General features: G+C 33.6%; 18 protein-coding genes and 1 pseudogene. 8 read left to right on the forward strand and 11 right to left on the reverse strand.

Features of this window, described 5'->3' with window-relative positions:
• Positions 1-21 precede the first annotated feature (21 nt).
• Positions 22-2,880 (reverse strand): excinuclease ABC subunit UvrA, encoded by a 2,859-nt coding sequence (gene uvrA, locus AAGD20_RS01500; RefSeq protein ID WP_341749419.1) that lies wholly within the window; start codon positions 2,878-2,880, stop codon positions 22-24.
• Positions 2,881-2,986: 106 nt separating this feature from the next.
• Between uvrA and ssb the strand changes: the two genes are divergently transcribed.
• The 5 genes from ssb to AAGD20_RS01525 all read left to right on the forward strand — a co-directional run bounded on the left by ssb (position 2,987) and on the right by AAGD20_RS01525 (position 8,504).
• Entirely contained in the window at positions 2,987-3,430 is a 444-nt protein-coding gene (gene ssb, locus AAGD20_RS01505; RefSeq protein ID WP_094649241.1) for a single-stranded DNA-binding protein, read from the forward strand.
• A complete protein-coding gene (locus AAGD20_RS01510) occupies positions 3,414-4,250 on the forward strand; it encodes an alpha/beta hydrolase (RefSeq protein ID WP_410520911.1) in 837 nt (278 codons plus the stop codon). Before ssb ends, AAGD20_RS01510 begins: the two co-directional genes overlap by 17 nt.
• A gap of 518 nt (positions 4,251-4,768) precedes the next feature.
• Complete coding sequence (locus tag AAGD20_RS01515) at positions 4,769-4,963, forward strand: hypothetical protein (protein WP_341749145.1); 195 nt, start codon at positions 4,769-4,771, stop codon at positions 4,961-4,963.
• Positions 4,964-5,399: 436 nt separating this feature from the next.
• Positions 5,400-7,214 (forward strand): aspartate--tRNA ligase, encoded by a 1,815-nt coding sequence (aspS, locus tag AAGD20_RS01520; protein WP_341749420.1) that lies wholly within the window; start codon positions 5,400-5,402, stop codon positions 7,212-7,214.
• Between the two features lie 12 nt (positions 7,215-7,226).
• The gene (locus AAGD20_RS01525) at positions 7,227-8,504 is read left to right on the forward strand and encodes an MFS transporter (protein ID WP_341749146.1); all 1,278 of its coding nucleotides are present in this window, start codon (positions 7,227-7,229) and stop codon (positions 8,502-8,504) included.
• 11 nt (positions 8,505-8,515) lie between these two features.
• Here AAGD20_RS01525 and AAGD20_RS01530 read toward each other — a convergent pair whose 3' ends face one another.
• The 3 genes from AAGD20_RS01530 to AAGD20_RS01540 form a co-directional block, all read right to left on the reverse strand.
• Positions 8,516-8,914: an MliC family protein gene (locus tag AAGD20_RS01530; RefSeq protein WP_341749147.1), complete on the reverse strand. Its 399-nt coding sequence runs from the start codon at positions 8,912-8,914 to the stop codon at positions 8,516-8,518.
• 102 nt (positions 8,915-9,016) lie between these two features.
• The gene (locus AAGD20_RS01535; RefSeq protein WP_094649490.1) at positions 9,017-9,430 is read right to left on the reverse strand and encodes a DedA family protein; all 414 of its coding nucleotides are present in this window, start codon (positions 9,428-9,430) and stop codon (positions 9,017-9,019) included.
• A 197-nt stretch (positions 9,431-9,627) separates the two neighbouring features.
• Positions 9,628-10,596, reverse strand: a complete 969-nt coding sequence (locus AAGD20_RS01540; RefSeq protein WP_341749148.1) for an Rpn family recombination-promoting nuclease/putative transposase — start codon at positions 10,594-10,596, stop codon at positions 9,628-9,630.
• A 130-nt stretch (positions 10,597-10,726) separates the two neighbouring features.
• On the opposite strand from AAGD20_RS01540, the gene AAGD20_RS01545 reads away from it, so the two are divergent.
• A complete protein-coding gene (locus AAGD20_RS01545) occupies positions 10,727-12,004 on the forward strand; it encodes an MFS transporter (protein WP_341749149.1) in 1,278 nt (425 codons plus the stop codon).
• A 62-nt stretch (positions 12,005-12,066) separates the two neighbouring features.
• Here the strand turns inward: AAGD20_RS01545 and AAGD20_RS01550 are convergent, their stop codons facing one another.
• The 4 genes from AAGD20_RS01550 to AAGD20_RS01565 all read right to left on the reverse strand — a co-directional run bounded on the left by AAGD20_RS01550 (position 12,067) and on the right by AAGD20_RS01565 (position 13,716).
• The gene (locus AAGD20_RS01550) at positions 12,067-12,372 is read right to left on the reverse strand and encodes a helix-turn-helix domain-containing protein (protein ID WP_239832795.1); all 306 of its coding nucleotides are present in this window, start codon (positions 12,370-12,372) and stop codon (positions 12,067-12,069) included.
• Between the two features lie 9 nt (positions 12,373-12,381).
• Positions 12,382-12,726: a type II toxin-antitoxin system RelE/ParE family toxin gene (locus tag AAGD20_RS01555; protein ID WP_239832796.1), complete on the reverse strand. Its 345-nt coding sequence runs from the start codon at positions 12,724-12,726 to the stop codon at positions 12,382-12,384.
• Between the two features lie 421 nt (positions 12,727-13,147).
• Positions 13,148-13,438, reverse strand: coding sequence for a type II toxin-antitoxin system RelE/ParE family toxin (locus AAGD20_RS01560; protein ID WP_341749150.1), 291 nt, complete (start codon positions 13,436-13,438; stop codon positions 13,148-13,150).
• Positions 13,438-13,716, reverse strand: coding sequence for a CopG family ribbon-helix-helix protein (locus tag AAGD20_RS01565; RefSeq protein WP_341749151.1), 279 nt, complete (start codon positions 13,714-13,716; stop codon positions 13,438-13,440). Before AAGD20_RS01565 ends, AAGD20_RS01560 begins: the two co-directional genes overlap by 1 nt.
• A gap of 327 nt (positions 13,717-14,043) precedes the next feature.
• Between AAGD20_RS01565 and polA the strand changes: the two genes are divergently transcribed.
• A complete protein-coding gene (gene polA, locus AAGD20_RS01570) occupies positions 14,044-16,680 on the forward strand; it encodes a DNA polymerase I (RefSeq protein WP_341749152.1) in 2,637 nt (878 codons plus the stop codon).
• A 177-nt stretch (positions 16,681-16,857) separates the two neighbouring features.
• Positions 16,858-17,052 (forward strand): annotated as a pseudogene (locus AAGD20_RS01575) (IS5/IS1182 family transposase); the annotation flags it as partial.
• Positions 17,053-17,131: 79 nt separating this feature from the next.
• Here the strand turns inward: AAGD20_RS01575 and AAGD20_RS01580 are convergent.
• From AAGD20_RS01580 to AAGD20_RS01590, 3 genes are all read right to left on the reverse strand, one after another.
• Complete coding sequence (locus tag AAGD20_RS01580) at positions 17,132-17,422, reverse strand: HigA family addiction module antitoxin (RefSeq protein ID WP_094649612.1); 291 nt, start codon at positions 17,420-17,422, stop codon at positions 17,132-17,134.
• Between the two features lie 12 nt (positions 17,423-17,434).
• The gene (locus AAGD20_RS01585; protein WP_094649613.1) at positions 17,435-17,713 is read right to left on the reverse strand and encodes a type II toxin-antitoxin system RelE/ParE family toxin; all 279 of its coding nucleotides are present in this window, start codon (positions 17,711-17,713) and stop codon (positions 17,435-17,437) included.
• 749 nt (positions 17,714-18,462) lie between these two features.
• The gene (locus AAGD20_RS01590; protein ID WP_341749153.1) at positions 18,463-19,995 is read right to left on the reverse strand and encodes a hypothetical protein; all 1,533 of its coding nucleotides are present in this window, start codon (positions 19,993-19,995) and stop codon (positions 18,463-18,465) included.
• Positions 19,996-20,387: the final 392 nt, after the last annotated feature.

Raw genomic sequence — 20,387 nt, forward strand, 5'->3', positions numbered from 1 at the left:
AATTTTTTTCCACTAAGCTAATTATAGATAATTTTTTAAATATTTTCCAGTATGGCTCTCACTGCAAGCCGCAATATCCTTCGGAGTTCCAGTAACTACTATGCTACCACCTTTATCCCCTCCCTCAGGACCAACATCTATAACGTAATCCGCTGTTTTTACAACATCTAGGTTATGCTCAATAACTACCACCGTATTACCCATGTCAACTAATTTATGTAATACTTTAAGCAATTTATTAATATCATCTATGTGTAAACCTGTTGTTGGTTCATCAAGTATGTATAAAGTTTTACCAGTTGAGCGTTTTGATAATTCCTTAGCTAATTTTATCCTTTGTGCTTCACCCCCAGACAAAGTAGTAGCCGATTGACCAATTTTTATATAACCAAGTCCTACCTCATTTAAAGTAACCAGTTTTTCGTAAATTAATGGTACTTTCTCAAAAAAGCTCATAGCATCTTCAACTGTCATCCTAAGAACATCAGATATAGACTTATCCTTATATTTAATTTCAAGAGTCTCTCTGTTATATCTATCGCCATTACACACATCACATTTTACATAAATATCAGGTAAAAAATGCATTTCTATTTTAATCAGACCATCACCTTGACATGATTCGCATCTTCCACCTTTAACATTGAATGAAAACCTACCAACTTTATAACCCCGAGTTTTTGCAGTTGGTAATTCAGCAAACCAGTCTCTAATATGGGTAAATGCCCCTGTATAAGTTGCTGGGTTTGATCTTGGTGTACGACCTATTGGCGACTGATTGATATCAATAACCTTATCAATATATTCAAGACCAGTAATTGATTTATATTCTCCCGGAAAGACTTTTGAAGATGGTTCTAAAAACTTTAAAGCGGCTTTATATAAAGTATGAATTATTAAGCTTGATTTTCCTCCACCGGATACACCGGTTATTGCTGTAAAACTACCCAAAGGGATCGTAATATTAACATTTTGTAAATTATTAGACACAGCTCCAGTTAAGACTATTACCTTACCGGAAGAGGGTATTCGAGTATTTGCTGGTACTTCAATAAATTGTTTACCACTTAAATAGCTGCCAGTTATGCTATTTGCACATTGTTTAATTTCCTCAATTGTTCCTTGGGCTACTATATGTCCACCATGAATACCGGCACCTGGTCCAACATCAATAATGTGATCCGACTCATACATTGTTTCTTCATCATGCTCAACAACCAGTACTGTATTACCAAGGTCTCGAAGATTTTTGAGAGTTTCTATTAAGCGAGCATTATCACGCTGATGTAAACCAATTGACGGCTCGTCAAGTACATATAACACCCCACTAAGTCCTGAACCAATTTGTGACGCTAAACGAATACGCTGGCTTTCTCCACCAGATAAAGTACCTGACCCTCTAGACAAAGCAAGATATTCAAGACCAACATTCATAAGAAATTGTAACCTTTCCTTGATTTCCTTTAATATACGCTCGGCAATAACTACTTGTCTTTTATTAAGCTGTTGGTCTAATTGATTAAACCATTTTTGTAGTTGTAAAATACTCAAGGCAGATACTTGTCCTATATGCATATCAGCAATTTTAATACAAAGAGACTCTGTCTTTAATCTATAACCTTCACAAGCTGTACATTTGTGTTCTGCTTTGTATTTTAATAATTCTTCTTTTACTAAAGAGGAATCAGTCTTACGCTCTTTTTCTTGTAAGCTAGGTATTATTCCAGCAAAAGGCTGCTGAATAATCTGAGATTTAGAACCATCATGATATTGAAAATCTATAACTTCATCACCAGACCCATGGAGCAATATTTGCTGTATCGTATTTGATAATTCTGTAAAGGGCGTGTCTAATGAAAATTTGTAATGAGTTGCTAAGGCTTTTAATGTTTCTAAAAAGAACTTTGAGGATATTTTACCCCAGGGGGCTATAGCTCCATCCTTAATACTAACTCTGCTATCGGGAATAATTAAGTCTTTATCAAGAAATAATTCTTTGCCAAGACCTTCACATTTAGGACAAGCACCAAATGGGCTATTAAAGGAAAAAATTCTTGGTTCTATCTCAGTAATCTGGAAACCAGAAACTGGACAAGAATATTTTTCTGAAAAAATGATTCTCGAGCCTTTAGTAAGGGTGGTCTCTACTCCGTTTGGTAAATCAACAATCTCGACATATACTATACCATCTGCCAATTTAAGAGCTATTTCCAAACTATCTGCAAGTCTATTGCCTAAATCACCTTCTAGAGAAATCCTATCAACAATTACTTCAATATTATGTTTTTTATTTTTGTCAAATTTTGGCAGATTATCAATCTCATAAATTTCATTGTTAATTACCAATCTGCCAAAACCCTGTTTTCTAAGATCAAGAATTTCACGTCTAAACTCACCCTTCTGTCCTCGGACAATCGGAGCTAAAATGTATAATTTACTTGCTTTAGGAAAGGCAAGAATGGCATCTATCATCTCTGATATAGTCTGATTCTTGATAGGTAGACCTGTTGCTGGAGAATATGGGACTCCTACTCTTGCATATAGTAATCTCAAATAATCATAAATCTCAGTTATCGTACCCACTGTAGAGCGTGGATTTTTAGATGTAGTTTTTTGATCAATAGCTATTGCCGGCGACAAACCAGAGACTGACTCAACATCAGGCTTATCCTGAAGATGTAAGAATTGTCTAGCATAAGAAGACAGGCTTTCAACATATCTACGTTGCCCTTCAGCATAAATAGTATCAAAGGCTAATGAAGACTTACCAGAACCACTAAGCCCAGTAATTACCACAAACTTATTTCTAGGAATATCAACATTTATATTTTTTAAATTATGCTCCTTAGCACCACGAACTTTAATATATTCTTGCATAATAATTTGTTATAAATTTTTAAGGAACTTTCAAAAAACTTGTAGCATTATAGGTCGTTTTGGATTACTATTGCAATAATAAATTTTTAAATAAATTAGGTAATGATTTGTGGCTGGTAGTTTAAATAAAGCAATATTAATAGGTAATTTAGGACGTGATCCAGAAATTAGGCATACGGCTGACGGTAAAGAGATAGCAAGTTTTAGTGTTGCTACTTCTGAGACATGGAAAGATCGTACTACTGGAGAGAAGAAAGAAAAAACCGAATGGCATAGAGTAGTAGTATTTAGTGAAGGTTTGGTATCTGTTGTAAAGAATTATGCCAAAAAAGGAACTAGAGTTTACTTAGAAGGTATTTTACAAACTAGAAAATGGGTAGATAACCTTGGGCATGAAAAATATACGACAGAAATAGTGCTGCAGAATTTTAACTCACAATTTATATTGTTAGATTCTAAAGGTGTTGGCATTCAAACATCAGATACTGTTGTACCCAAAAATACGGTTACTAACTTTGACCATAGCGATTTAGATGATGAAATACCTTTCTAGAGTTGCGGTAGTTTCTTTATCTTTGGCTCTTTCTTCTTGTGTTTCGTCTATAGAAACAAGGGTTGAGGAAGCAGAAAAACTAGCATCAATAAACAGGTTTGAGAAAAAACTTGTTAAGGCTGGGGATTTTGTCATTACAACTTACCAACATATCTCGGATAAAGATAGCCCTTATGTATTTTATATTGAGGGTGATGGAAGTATTGGACGTTATGCCGTCGCTAGCAATCCGACTCCTTCCAAGATTATGTTGTTTAAGCTTGCTACTCTTGATACTAGACCTAATGTAGTTTATATAGCTCGTCCATGCCAATATACACCAGTAGAGCTTAATCCTAATTGTAATCAAGTCTATTGGACAGACAAAAGAATGGCTGAAGAGGTTATAGAATCAACAAACATAGTAATAAATAGTATAAATAATGATAAGCCAGCTAGTTTAGTTGGTTTCTCTGGTGGGGGAGGTGTTGCTATCTTGGTGGCAGCAAGAAATAAACATATTAAGGATATAATAACTGTAGCCGGTAATCTTGATATTAAAAATTTTAGTGAACATCATAGAGTATATGCATTAAAGAAATCATTAAATCCCATAGATTATGCCATAAAAATCAATAATATCCCACAATTACATATTTCAGGAAGCAAGGATAAAATAGTACCTAGCAGTATTATGCATGGCTATATAAAAGCTAGTTCTTCAAATTGTATACAGCAAAAGATTTTTCCTAATATTACTCATACCAAAGGTTGGGATAAGGTGTGGCAGAATGTGCTGAAAATTAATCTTACCTGCAAATATAATAGACCTCTTGCATAGCTTATAAACGCAAAATTTGTCATTCCCGCGTAGGTACATAGGCCACAACTGTTGAAAGTTAGAAGAGGAAGCGGGTTTTAGATAGGTTTTCTGTCATTGCGAGACCACGTAGTGGTCGTGGCAATCCATCTTTGGTTACTTTTATGGATTGCTTCGTCGACCTAAGGTCTTTCTCGCAATGACGTTGACCACATACGATTTTTAAACTATCCGGTCTAAAACCGCTTCCTCTTCTAACTTTCAACAGTTGTGGTCTCGCAATGACAGAAAACCTATCTAAAACCCGCTTTACCTTCTAACTTTCAACAGTTGTGGTACATAGGCGTCAGCTTAAGAAAATAAGTCGTCATTACGAGCCACCGTAGGTGGCGTGGCAATCTATTTCTAATCACTTTTCTGGATTGCTTTGTCGACCTTACGGTCTCCTCGCAATCTGATATATCCCCACGAAATTGTTGCAAAATAGCAAGAATTGATAGAATATCATCATTATTTAATGATGATGGAGATAGTAGGTTATGGATGTAAAAACAGTATTAAATGATTGGGTTATAGGTGTGGTAGGCTATAGCCAAGGTATGCAAAGAATTTTCCAACCTAACACAGTAAAAGATAAAAAAATTTATTCGTATTGTACTCTTGGGAAATTTATTATTGAATTTAATTATTTGCATGCCATAAAACCATTGGTAGAACCCCTTCATCTATTATAAAGACGGAGCTTTGTCATGCTTAATTTCGTGGGGATATATCAGCTCGCAATGACGGTTTTTCAATTATTGTTTTCTTAAACTAACGCTTATGTGAGTAGGCGGGAATCTAGACCCCTGCTTTCGCAGGGGTGACACTAAAGTGTAATTTATCATTCCCTCTCCTATTGTCACTCCCACTTCCCCTTGCCATTCCCGCGTAGGCGGGAATCTAGACCCCGCACCAAAGCAGGGGTGACGCTAAGTTGTAATTTGTCATTCCAGCCCATTTTGCAAAAAAACTTGATTTCAAGTATTAGTGTAGTTGATTTTTATGATATATTATTATATAGGAAGGATGGAATTTAATAAAAAGCCTATTGCCTAATGTGGATATATTTTATATATCTATATACTTAGATCGCTTGAGTATAGAAACAGAATAAATATGTTGAGTAAAATGCATAAATATAGAACGCATAATTGTAATGAATTGCGATTGAGTGATGTCGGAAAAAGAGTAAAATTATCTGGCTGGGTACATAGAAGAAGGGATCATGGTAATTTGGTATTTATTGATCTTAGGGATCATTTTGGTATCAGCCAATTAGTATTTACTGATCAAGACCCAAGTTTAATGGATGCTGCTAGTCGGTTAAGGTATGAATCGGTTATAACTATTGTTGGTGAAGTAGTAGCAAGGCTTGATGACACAATAAATGATTCATTAACGACCGGTAAAATTGAAATATTGGTAAGTGAGTTTATAATTGAGTCTAATGCCGAAGCTTTACCATTATTGGTGAATTCTGAACAAATTTCTCCCGAAGAAACTAGGCTAAAATATCGTTTCCTAGATCTTAGGCGTGAAAAGTTGCATAATAACATTATGCTAAGATCGCAAATTATTGCTCATCTACGTCAGATTATGACGCAGGGTGGTTTTACTGAATTTCAAACACCAATCTTAACTGCCAGTTCACCAGAAGGGGCTAGGGACTTCTTAGTACCCAGCCGATTACACCCTGGGAAATTTTATGCTTTACCGCAAGCTCCTCAGCAATTCAAACAATTGCTTATGGTATCAGGATTTGATCGTTATTTTCAGATAGCTCCTTGTTTTAGAGATGAGGATGCAAGAGCTGATAGATCGCCAGGTGAATTTTATCAATTGGATATAGAAATGTCTTTTGTTACGCAGGAAGATATATTTAATACTATTGAACCGGTGATGTATGAAATATTTAGCAAATTTTCTGATAAGACAGTATCAAATACCCCTTTTGTCCAGATTCCATATGAAGAAGCAATGTTAAAATATGGTACTGATAAGCCAGACCTTAGAAATCCGCTAATCATTGCCGATGTTACCGAATTATTTAGAGAGTCTAATTTTGCTATCTTTAAAGAAAATATAAAAAATGGCTATGTTGTAAGAGCAGTGCCAGCTCCTAAAACTTCTACTTTACCGAGAAGCTTCTTTGACAAAATGGCAGAATTTGCAATTTCCGAGGGGGCAAGTGGGCTTGGTTACATCCAGTTTCTAGAAGATGGACAAGTTAAAGGACCTATTGTTAAATTTTTAACAGAGGAACAATTATTAAATTTAAAGTCTTTAGCAAATCTACAAAATGGTGACACTGTCTTCTTTACCTGTGATAAAGTTGATAAAACCTCTAAACTTGCTGGTAAGATTCGAACTAAATTAGGCGAGGATTTAGCTTTACTTAAAAAAGATTGTTTTGAGTTTTGTTGGATAATAGATTTCCCATTTTATGAATTAAATGAGCAAACTAAAAAAATAGATTTTAGCCATAATCCATTTTCTATGCCCCAAGGTGGTATGGAGATATTAGAATCAGCTAAAACAGTAGATGATCTACTTGCCATTAAAGCATATCAATATGATATTGTTTGTAATGGTATTGAATTATCTAGTGGAGCAATTAGAAATCATAAACCAGAAATAATGTATAAAGCTTTTGAGATTGCTGGATACCCTCCAGAAATTGTCGATAAAAGATTTGGCGGAATGATCAGAGCGTTTAAATTTGGTGCTCCACCACATGGTGGAATAGCCCCTGGCATAGATAGAATCGTTATGTTATTAACCGATTCAACCAATATTAGAGAGGTGATAGCTTTCCCACTAAATCAACAGGCGGAAGATTTATTGATGAATGCTCCTGATTATATTGATGAAAAAGCTTTAAAAGAGCTTAATATTAACTTATCTCCTTCAGTCAGAAATAAATTGCTAGCTGAAGGAGCTTAAATAAGATGAAAAGTGAAAGAAAAAACAAAAAATAAAATTATCGGAGCATTCCTAGGAACAATCGTTGAATATTACGACTATAGTTTATACGGTTTTTCTGCTGGAATTATTGCTGTTAAATTTTTTCCAAATACTGATTATATAACTAGTCTAATAAATGCTTTTGCTGTTTATGCGATGGCATATCTCTCAAAACCTATTGGTTCGCTAATTTTTGGACGTATAGGGGATATTTATGGGCGTAAGACGGCGTTAACTATTACTATAATAGGAATTGTGATACCTACTATGATTATAGGATGTTTGCCAGACTACTCGTCTATTGGGGTTTGGAGTACGGTAATTCTGGTTTTGTGTCGTATTATGCAAGGTATTTTTGTAGCTGGAGAATATGACGGAGCAGCTATTTATGTTATCGAACATTTAGGGGAGAAATATCGATATACCGCTTCGGCGATAACTCGTTGTACTGGAGTTTTAGGCTTATTACTAGGAATTGGGGCAACCAATTTTTTTAGTTCCCATATTTTTCCAGATTGGGGTTGGCGTATTCCTTTCTTAATTAGTTTACCTTTAGCTTTAGTTACTCTATATTTCCGTCGTAAATTAGATGAAACACCGGAATTTAAGAAAAATCAAGCAAATGGAATAAGGGTTCAAAGCCTAGCTACTTTAGTTAACAAACAGTGGCGGATTATTTTGATGGTAGTATTTCTTGCTGGTGGATTTGGTGTGACTTATCAACTATCCATTATGTTTATGAAACAATATTTGCCTATGATTCTACCACAAACTAGTTTCATTATGAGTGTTTTTTCAGTTCTGATAACTGTGTGTTTTGCAATTGCTATGCCTATTTCTGGCTTATTTGCTGATCGATTTAATCAAATGATAGTGTTTAAGATCAGTCTATTTGGTACACTTGTAGCTAGTTTATTATTTATTATTTCGGTTAATTATCAAATGGTTAATTTGGCTTTAGGTTCTTGTTTAATGCTTGCATGTTTTGTTGCCCCTTTCAATGCTCTTGCCCATGGTACTATGATAAAAGCTTTTGCTGTTAATGATCGCTACCGGGCAATAAGTCTTGGTCATACTATGGGGGCAATGTTGATGTCTGGCAGTGCAAATTATGTATGTCTAGTATTAATGAGATATCTAAACTTTAAATTATTCCCCATGATATATCTTATTTTCTTTGTGATATTAGCCTATTTGATGGTAAAGCGTTTTGAGAAAGATTATAAAAGAAAAATCAAATTACAGCCTGATATTAGCATACAGCTATAAACTCAGTTATATTATTCTATTTCATCACAAAATACTGTACTATCAGTGTTTATATTACGGAGTATAGCTGTTTTATTTTTTGTATGCCATTCATATTGATTTGCCCCATATAGTACTCCACTAGCTGATACCCTACCAGTAAAAATTAAAATTTGATTTTCTTCTGCAATTGGAATAATCGCTAAAGTATTAGCTCCCTTATTCAAATACTGTATATTTATTTTCCTTCCATCTATACAGCTATAATTTACATTCTCAACTTGTAAATTCCCATTCCCAGGAATAATTAAATTTTCTTGATCTTTATAACTTTTGCAAGAAACAAGAATTATAAATATAATTACTAAAAAAATAGTAATTATTATCAGATTACTTTGAAATAGTTCTAAACTAGTTTTATTTATTTTCATAATTGTACCTTGTTTTTCTGTTATACTCGATAATCAAGTTTTTTGCAGAGCTTATAACTGAGGCTAAATACTAATCGGATTTATAACGTCACCAACTTCTCATCAACTGACTATATAATAGCATAATTTTATAACACCACTAATAGCTAAAACCCTTATAAAATTTATTTTAGTAAAGCCGGCAATTAAAGGAATGAATTTTCCCCATAATGGTATGAATATAAGCCATAATATCAATATGTTATATTTAAAAAAAAACTGAGATAATAATTGCTGATTAGTATGAATCTGGGTATTTTTAGAAAAATAAAAAATTCTCCATAACATTATACCAAAAAAATAATTTATACTAGTAGCAACTAATGAAGCAATAGTTGCTACCACCACTATTATTAAATTATTATAAACACCAAACATTTTCATAGAATGAACAATTAGTTCACTATCTAAACTTATAACTAAATTACCTACTAAACTATCGGTAAATAATAACGAATAGGCTTCAAACTGCTCCATAATTCAAACTAGTCTCAGCAATTATAAATTCAAAAATGACAGAACCTAACAATTCGAGGGGCAGTCATTTTACTCTCTCGATTTGCTCTGCCTTATGTTTAAGTAGCATAGTTTTTGCTATAGCTTTCATTGCTTCGGTTTTACCTTCGACTCTACCTTTGGCTTCAGTCGCTACTAAAGTAATGCCTTGCTAATAATTACTGTACTTTCAATAGTTCATTGATTCTTGTAATAGATAATCTAGTCATTCTCGCTACTTCTTCAATAGAGCTACCATTATTTATCATCATTTTTATTAATTTAGCTTCACCCTCAACTCTACCCTCGACTCTACCCTCGGCTCTACCTTTGGCTTCTCCGATTTTGATACCATCTTGCACTCCGATTTGAATCCCTTCTTCTTTCCATACTTGAGCTATACTAGGCATAAGTTTTTCTCCTTTTTCTTTAGTTAAATTATTTTTTAGTATTTTTTCTAACTCTATTTTATCATTTTGCTCAATAAAGGTCAAAGTATAGCTCAATAGATTTCTTATATGGTCATGGCCTATTGTTATTTTACTCAATTTAGGCAATAGATGAGAAATTTCCTGCCATCTTTTCAGTAATTGACGTTCGTGGATGTGTTTGAGGAAAAATAACAAAATCCCAGACCATACTTTTTTCTTTAGCTCCTCATCGGGGATATCATGTACGTTAATAAGCTGACAATCATTTGTCCAAAAGCCTCTGGCTAAATCTGGATGGCTAAATAAATTCCATATATTGAGCGATGCGTTATATTTCTTCTTGCCATTATAAATTATTAGGGGATAAATTACTGGAAGGCATTTAGCTTTAGGATTAGTAGTTAAATATCGATCACAAATATTAATCATATATTTAAATAACCTAAATGCCATCATTTTATCAACAGTACTTTGATGTTCCAATAGCAAAAAAATATAGCCATCCTGATCATTAAACTTAACAGAAAATAATACATCTGAAATAGTTTCAGAAAGGTCTGGCTCAATAAAACTATCTTTTTCTAATTTTAAAGATGTGCTATCGATTAAAGCCAGTACATCTTTAGGCAAATGAGTTGCCAAAAACTCTTTAGCAACTATGGGATTCTCCATAGATTTGCGAAAGACTTCGTCATGTTTTGGCTTGTCTGAAGTCATAATACCATTTCCCTATTAATTACTTTAGTTATTTCCTACAACCTCCTAGTTTATAAAGGTTTGACAAAATACTATTTAATACTATAATTTAACACCTTAAAATACAACGTTATTATAATTTAAATTTTTTATGAATACAGCTCTATCCTTGAAAAAACCATTTTTATTATGGTCTCTTGCCAGCATGTTTTTTGCCTTTCAATTTATATTAAGACTTTCGACTGGAATTCTTAGAGAAGAAATTATGCAAAAATTTGCCATTGATACCATAGCATTTGGTACAGTTGCTGGATATTATTATTTAGGTTATGCAGGGATGCAAATACCAATTGGCATAATGCTCGATAAATTTAACTTTAGAATTGTTACATTCATATCTATCTTGGTTACTTCTCTTGGTACTTTAACTTTTGTTGCCAGCGAAAATTTCAATTATTTACTCATTGGTAGATTTATGATTGGAGCTGGTTCTGCTGTTGGGTTTTTATCAGTAGCTAAAATTACTAGAAGCTGTTTTCCAACTAAATACCACTCCGTAATGCTAGGGCTTTCTTTTACTTTTGGCTTAATTGGAGCAGTATTTGCTATTACTCCAATGAAACTATTATTCACCTATTTTGGTTATAACGTAACTTTTAATAGTTTAGCTGCCATCGGATTTATTATTGGACTAATGATTTTATTGATAAAAAATGATGATGTAAGTAGCAATTCTACTACTACTCTAGATTCCGAATTATCGATATTGAAACTCTTATTAAACCCTACTATTCTGTTAATCGGAATTTTTGGTGGTTTAATGGTAGGAGCATTGGAAGGTTTTGCTGATGTATGGGCTATTCCATTTTTCAAACAAATTTATCAAATGAATGATATGGATAGTAACTTAGCTACCTCATTTGTTTATATAGGGATGTGTCTTGGCGGTCCAATACTTGCTCTTATTGCTAATTTAGTAAAATCATCTGATGCTATAATAACTATCACCGGATTGCTGACAATAGTAATTTTTATCATTCTATTATATTGTCCTTCATTAAATTTCTTTACTAGTAGTTCTTTAATGTTTTTATTAGGAATTTTTTGTTGTTATCAGGTTCTAATCTTTACCATTGTCAGTAACCTTGTTACGAAGAAATCTATTGGACTTGCCGTTGCGATAGTCAACTGTATCAACATGTCTTTTGGGCATTTCTTTCACAAAATTATGAGTTATTTAATCTCTTATAATTGGGACGGCTTACTGAGTGAATCTGGCACTCCTATTTATAGTCACTATGATTTTATTGTGGCAATTTCTATAGTTCCCATTTGTTGTCTTATCGGAATTATCGGCTTTTGCTGTTTGTCTAAAAAGTCAAATAAAATATCAATCAAGGGATTTGTGGAAGAACCTGTTTCAGCCTAACAAACGTCATTGCGAAGAGGCACAAGCCGACGAAGTTGATCCAGGAAATTAGTACAAATAATTTAACCTCTTAAAACTTGTTTTACAATTTCAGGTTCCTTTTGAATAATCTTAAGAAGTACCTTTGCTGCCCCAGTTGGTGATCTACGCCCTTGTTCCCAATTACGTAGTGTTGCAATGCTAATTCCAAATGCTGCAGCAAATTGTTTCTGAGTTAGTTTGAGGTGATCTCTTGCCTCATATACATCAATATTTGGTAATGAAATATTGTGTTTTTTTGCTTTTAGCCGACCTTTAGAATATAGGATCGCTTCTTGCATTCCAGCTAGAATACTTTTTTCAGTTCGATTAAATTCTTTTGTACTCATATTTTTTTCCTAATTATATAATTTTATTAAAGTCTTACTCAGGTTTTTTAATTCGTTACAAGTATCCTGACTAATATTCTCCATTTTGCTTTTTATAAAACCAGTTATTAAAAAGACCGGCATATTTTCATTATGATAAAAATAAATTATTCTCATTCCTCCACTTTTACCTTTATTGTTAGTTAGAGCAAATCTTAATTTTCTAATACCACCAGTACCTCTTATTATATTTCCCTGATTAGGATTCGCTGCTATATAGTTAATAATTTCCATACATTCTTTTTCACTCAAGTAATCCTTAGCAAATTTTTGAAATTCTGGAAGTTCAACAATTGAAATAAGTTTTGTATCCATAAAATACACGATATGCCATTGGCATACTTATGTCAAGAGCTAAGTAAGGGAACTGTAAATATTTCTGCAAAGATTTCGCACAAGGCTGTATTTTAATATCTATGTGGGTATAGCCTCATCGGCGTAATCTGTACGAACACGCATAAGCGTCAGCAATTAAGAAAACAATAATTGAGAAACCGTCATTGCGAGGAGACCGTAAGGTCACGAAGCAATCAAGAAAAGTGATTAGAAATCGATTGCCACGCCACCTACGGTGGCTCGCTAATAGACGACTTTTCTACTTTATTTTCTTGCTGACGCCTATAAGTAATAGGCGAGCATTAGAGTGACGACGTCACCAACTTCTCATCAATTGACTATAAATCGTAGGTAGCTTCCTAGAATGGCACAACTGTCGAACATTGGTATTTCTTTTTTATTATTTAAATTCTATTTCCTTAGCATGTCTGATATGAACTACATAAATAGTATCATCATATATTCGATATCGTAGTATGTAACCTGATAAGCCAAATCGAATATATAAATCCCTATAATCTATTAGATTAGTCACAGGTTTACCTATTAAAGGAAATTCTATAAGTTCGATAACTGCTTTCTTTATTACTTCTGCCACTCTCTTTGCAGCATTAGGATTATTTTTATCAATGAATTTTCTTGGCCGTACCAAATCTGTAATTGCCGATTCCAACCATACTAATCTTTCCATTAAGGTCTTTCCTCTTCTTTATCGCTTCCCCATCTATCAAGCCACTCAGTTATTTTGTCATTTCCTAAAAATTTACCTTCTTGCATTTCTTGCCAACGCTGTATAGTCTCTTGTTTTAATTGTTCCTCATGTTCCTCTAATTTAAGATAATTAGTAATTGCCTCCTTCATCAGCCAGTGTGTTGAACGTTGCTTAATTTTACCAAGTACTTGCAACCTCTTCTTAATTTGCGGGGCAATTTTAACGCTTACTACAATATTCTCATCAGCTCTTTTCATACGAGTTCTCCTTTATAGTATTAAGTATTTATAGGTAATACTATACATTACTTGTTTTGTGTTTGCAATCCATGTTATAGTCAATCGATGAGAGACAACGTTACCAACTTCTCATTATTTATAAAATTATTACTAATAAAGCTTAGTGCAGATTATAATTGTTGTATACTATACTCAAATGATTTGGAGAATTGGAACGTAAACAAGGGGTGAGCGAGCGGAGCGTACATGAAGTACGTGAGCACGCGAATACCCTGAAGTTTTACGGAGCCAATTCTTCAAAGCAGAAGAGTATACATAAATATAACAATTTGACCTAATAGCAAAATGACTAATAAAAATACTTTATTAATAATTGATGGCTACGGATTTATCTTTAGAGCCTACCATGTTCAGCCACCATTAACTTCTCCGAGTGGCTTAGCTGTTGGAGCACTTTATGGTTTTACTTCAATGTTGTTAAAGCTATTGAATGATTTTAAGCCAGAACATGCTATTGTAGTTTTTGATTCTGGTGGTAAGAATTTTCGTCATCAAATTTATCAGCAATATAAAGCAAATAGACCCCCTATACCAGAGGATTTAAAGAGTCAATTACCACTTATTCGCCTTGCAGCAAATAGCCTAAATTTTCCAATGATTGAGAAAGCTGGTTATGAAGCAGATGATATAATTGCCACTTTAGCCCATAAAGCTTCTGCATTACAACAAAATACTATCATTATTTCTTCTGATAAAGATTTAATGCAATTAATTAATTCGCATACTAAAATGTATGACCCAATAAAAGCAAAATATATTTCCGAAGATGACGTGATAGAGAAATTTGGTGTAGAACCAAGTAAAATCAGGGAAGTAATGGCGTTGATCGGCGATAAGTCCGATAATATACCAGGCGTGCCAAGCATTGGTCCTAAAACTGCAGCAACACTTATTAAACAATTTGGTTCATTAGCAGAGCTGTTAAATTCACTTGATCAAATCACTAACGATCGCCAGAGAGCAATCATCAGCTCCTCAAAAGATTTAGCCTTAATTTCCTGGCAATTATTTAGTCTAGATTATAATGTTGATATCGATTTAGATTTTAGTTTATTGCAGTATACCCAACCTGATAGCAAACAAATATCTGATTTTCTGGTAGAATATGGTTTTAAATCTCTAAATAAAAGAGTGGAGAACTTATTCCAAATACAAATTACCAACGAATCTTTACCTACTAAGCAAATTATAATTCAAGAAGTTGCTTCTCAACAACAGCTTGATGCTATGCTAACTAAGGCAGAAGAATATGGGATTGTCAATATTCATTTATCCGATTACCCTGGGCAAACTCCTTCTATAATTTTATCAATTGATGGTAAATGCTACAATATTAAGTTTATTGCTAAAATTTCTGGCAATATGTCTGATTTACTTGCTTACGATTTTCGTCAAAACTACCTGGAACAATGGTTTATGGCTAATATTCTTCAATTGCTAAAGAATAAATCTATTAAGAAAATCACCTATAAGGTTAAATCATTATTAAAATTCTTTGTCAATAATGAAGTATATTCATGTGAAGATCTTGAACTAATGCAATATCTAATTTCTGCTGGCAAGCCTCAGAAGAATCCATTTGATGGAATACAGCAGGATAGTTTAGACAATTTAGCGAGAGTAGTTACCGGCTTTAGTGATAATTACCAAAAACTGTTGCTAGAACTAAAAGATAACCATGCCTTAACACTATATCGAGATATTGATTTACCTTTATGTTATATAATAGATAAAATGGAAAAAATTGGGGTTAAGGTCAATTCACCATATCTTAAACAATTATCGGATGAATTTGGCAGTGAAATTACTCAATTAGAACATAATATTTTTGCTATTACCGGCACAAAGTTTAACATCGCTTCACCAAAGCAACTGGGGGAAATTTTATTTGAAAAAATGCAATTACCCTTTGGTAAATTGTCATCAAAAGCAAAATCTTATTCTACTAGTGCAGAAATTCTTGAAAAAATTAGCGAAAGTGGCTTTGCTATTGCTGATTTATTGCTAAAATGGCGTCACTTTACTAAATTAAAAAATACCTATACGGATAGTTTACCTATGCAAGTAAATCCGATAACTCATAGGGTGCATACAACATTTTTACAAACTTCAACTAGTACTGGTAGGCTTAGTTCTCAAGAACCCAATTTACAAAATGTACCAATTCGCTCGAAAGAAGGTAATAAAATCAGAGCAGCTTTTATTGCAGAAGATAAGCATAAATTAATTTCAGCAGACTATTCACAGATTGAACTGCGAATATTAAGTAGCATGGCAGATATACCTTCTTTAAAACAAGCTTTTGTTAATGGTGAGGATATTCATAGTAAAACCGCTTGTAATATATTTAAAATTACTAAAGAGCAGTTAACTTCCGAACATCGGCATAAAGCAAAAGCTATAAATTTTGGCATTATCTATGGTATTAGTGCTTTTGGACTAGCAAAGCAGTTACATATTAGCTCTACACAAGCAGCTGAATATATAAAGAAATATTTTGAAGAATATCCAGAAATTCAAAAATATATGGAATATACAAAAAACTACGCCAAAGAGCATGGTTATGTCCTGAATCTCTTCGGACGAAAGTGCTTTATTCCCTTAATCTATGATAAAAAACATTCTTTACAGCAATTTGCCGAAAGGGCAGCAATCAACGCTCCAATCCAAGGGACTAGTGCCGACATAATCAAAATAGCGATGATTGATCTTGACCGTAAAATTCAACAACTAAAATTGAAAACCAAGCTAATCTTACAAATCCACGACGAATTACTTTTTGAATCGCCCATTGATGAAGTAGAACTAGCGACCCAACTAATTAAAACTACTATGGAAAATTCATCTAAATTAATGGTTCCGCTCATTGTCGAAACCAAGGTAGGAGATAATTGGATAAATATGCATACTATAGTCAATTAATCTGAATTAGTACCGAATAAGCACCCTTCATGCTGTCTATTAGCGAGGAGGCATAAGCCTACGAAGCAATCCATATAGTCTTGATGTATCTATACTAATTCTCAGATTTAAGAGATGGGTTGACAAAGGCATATGGAAAGCTTTAATGGATCATGTTAAAGTAGATGTAGATAGGTTATTATACCACCAAAATCTAATCGTAAAGTACAACGTGAATATGATAAACATATTTATAAAGAACGCCATTTAATTGAATGTTTCTTTGGGAAAATCAAACATTTTAGGCGTATATTTTTTTCTAGGTTTGATAAAGCCCCAGCCACCTTTTTAGCCTTTCTAAATTTTGTTGGAGCTTTAATATGGTTACGTTAAAAATTTTGTCAACAGAACCTAGTAAAATAATTTCTTATTAATCCTTTCCAAACAAATCTTTTCCTTCACTACTTTTAATTTAAGCAGACATGTGAAGTAATATTTTAATATGAGAAACATCAATATTTTTTTTGGCATTCCAAATATCATACTGTTGTTGAAGATTAAGCCAGTATTCAGGGCTTGTGTTTGGAAATGCAGCAGATAAACGAATAGCCATAGAAGAACTGATACTAGATTTTTCGTTGATCAGAAATGATAAAGTTTTACGGGTAACTCCAAGCGATATAGATGCTTCAGTGACAGTTAAATTTAAAGGTTCTAAATACAACTCTTTTAATATACTACCTGGGTGTGGAGGATTGAACATATATACCTTGCTTTAATGATAATCTAAATAATCAACGTCATAGGCATCTCCATTACTAAAATGAAATATCAGACGCCAATTACCATTAATTTTAACTGACCAGAAGTCTTTCATATTGCCTTGCAGCTTATGCAGTCCGAGTCCTGGTAAATTCATGTTTTCTACCTTAGTTGCAGCATTTAAGTTAGCTAATAACAGTCTGAGTTTTTTTATATGATCACTTTGTATTTTTGTAGTATCACCATAATTAAAGAAATTGCTTAGACCTTTATGGCTGAAAGTTTTGATCATATCATAAATAATATTGCCTTATCATAATTGTAACATATAACGTTATAGTTACCAAGATAATTATCGTCTGTTTAATCTCTCACTCGATAATCAAGTTTTTTGCAGAGCTTATAAATAGTAGGTTGTTTGAAGGAAATTTGAATATATCCGAATCACGACATCTATCTTTAAACGCAAAATTTGTCATTCCCGCGTAGGCAGGTATCTAAAAATGCTCTGAGGTATTATAGATTCCCGCCTACGCGGGAATGACAATTTACTTCTACTATTTATAAGCTCTGCAAAAAACTTGATTATCGAGTCTCATCTCCCAAATCTACATATTCTAGTTCACTTTCTACCCATTTATTCATATCAATACCAACTTTATGATTTCCTTAATTGATATTATTAAACTATTTTTCCACCTCTTGCAACTTATGGGTAAAGATATGCATCTTAATAAGCTGCGGTACTCGACTTCGTTTTTCCTAAAAATTCCTCAATTATCTTTAGGTTATGCAAGAGGTCTAATAAACTGTCTTATTTTCTCCTCATTCTTCTTGTGTATAGCTTTTTTTCTTAAAAAATGATAAAATTGCTTCTCATGCTTGGTTTTTTATGTAATACTTCATATTGGTAGCTCTTTGGTTTCGACAGCTAAAAACTACCATTCCTTCTTACTGTTGCAACTTATTTATTCTCCTCTGATAACTTAACATAAAATTTTGTCAACAGAACCTAGCTCTCTTTTATCATTTTGGCGTTATTTAGTACGATAAATGATCCAATACATCCTGAGTCCATAAAACCATTTGACCAATTATCCCTACATTCTCTTCTTTGACTTCTGGCATTGGCGGTATTATTGCAAGGTCTTGACGAGTTTGAAACAATAATTGCTCGATAGAATGCCCCGCTTCATTAGAAACTAGTAGATTATGATTTTTCCATAGCTCTGCTATCAAGCACGCCAGTTCAGAATGAATAGTTGGGACATCCTGTTTGGAACTAAAACCTACTCCTTCGACTTCAATATGATAACCTTTTTTATCTAATCCATATTTTTGTAATATTTTATCAACTTCTCTTTGAGTAGCAATTGTTTGGCGTTGAATGTAAGGGTTATTGCTGATAAATAAAATAACATAATCTTTTTGCTCACCAAGCCCCCCACTCAAAATCTTATCAACAAGAGTAACTGCAGCATCATAAGCAGTAGTAGCGGTATTAGGTCTTGCGTTATTGTTGCCCAGTTCGGTATTTATTACTTCAGCTGAGCTTCTCTGCTCCTTATTAAGGAAGTTATTTAATAAATCCTCACTCATAAGGCTTTCTGTGAGCTTTGTTTCATCTGTAGTTGCATAATTAGGATAGACTCTTCCAGGAAAGAAACCTGCAGGACATTCTTCTTTTGTGGTATATTGAATGAAGGGTTGTGTTAGTTCTAAAACAATATTATAACTTTTAGCAAGTGACCCCATATATTCCTTCCCTTCCTCTGTACGAGCTGAATCTTCTCCAACTAATAAAGAAGCATCTAATTTATTGATATCCCCCTTATCTTGCCATATTTTTAGTAATTTATCGTATGTCTCTGGGTTAATACCATCAATATTAGCCCATAATGGTCTTGCTCCGGCTAATACTAATACTGATCCATTAATTTTAATTTGTTCTGTTATTTTATTATGATAAATTATCCGTGCCAATAAGCCAATTCTAGAGGCTCCAGCAATCCAGCTTTCAGCATATTCCTGATGTTGGGGTGGTATTTCATCAATAAGCCCTAATTGTTTGGCAGCATCAATGTATTGAGAGGCATATTTAATCATCCAATTTTCATTGGTTAGTTCATTACGTTCCTGACCAACTTTACGATTAAATGCATTCTGAGCAACATATAGTAACCAATCTTCAACATCTCGTACACTCAATTCATTAGTAGCTTTAAATAAATTTTTACGCAATAATTTAGCATCGAATTGATCAGGAGCATCTTGAGTAGCTCGAGATTTAATTAAACTTCTAGAAATTGAAGCAAATATTTTTTCTGAATTACCAGTTTTATCAAAACATGCTAGATCACGCCATAATTTTTCTGGTTGTAAATATCCGGCTAGATGAAGAATCTTTAACAAACTGTCTTGCTGAGTTGGGAAAGTGAAACCTAATCCCTTAGCAGCTATCTCAAATTTAGAAAGTTCTGACGAGCGTTTATAACCTTCATATGTTACCCCAGTAAACATCCCTGTTACTATAATAGGTAGCATCATTTTTTGTAAGAGTTTAGCTTTAGACATATTGTAAATCCTGTAGTTTAATTATTGTGTTATCCATACTAATGTTTTATGTCACCCCTACTCTCTTGTCACCACTACTCATCTTGTCACCACTACTCATCTTGTCATACCTACTCTCTTGTCATACCTGCGTAAGCAGGGGTCTAGATTCCACACCACAACTGTTGAAAGTTAGAAGAGGAAGCGGTTTTAGACCGGATAGTTTAAAAGTCGTATGTGGTCAACGTCTATTAGCGAGAAAGACCGTAGGTCGACGAAGCAATCCACAAAAGTAACCAAAGATGGATTGCCACGACCACTACGTGGTCTCGCAATGACAGAAAACCTATCTAAAACCCGCTTTACCTTCTAACTTTCAACAGTTGTGGTTCCACACCGAAGCGGGAATGACA

Source organism: Candidatus Tisiphia endosymbiont of Sialis lutaria, assembly GCF_964026535.1.
In the GTDB taxonomy this organism is placed as follows: Bacteria; Pseudomonadota; Alphaproteobacteria; order Rickettsiales; family Rickettsiaceae; genus Tisiphia.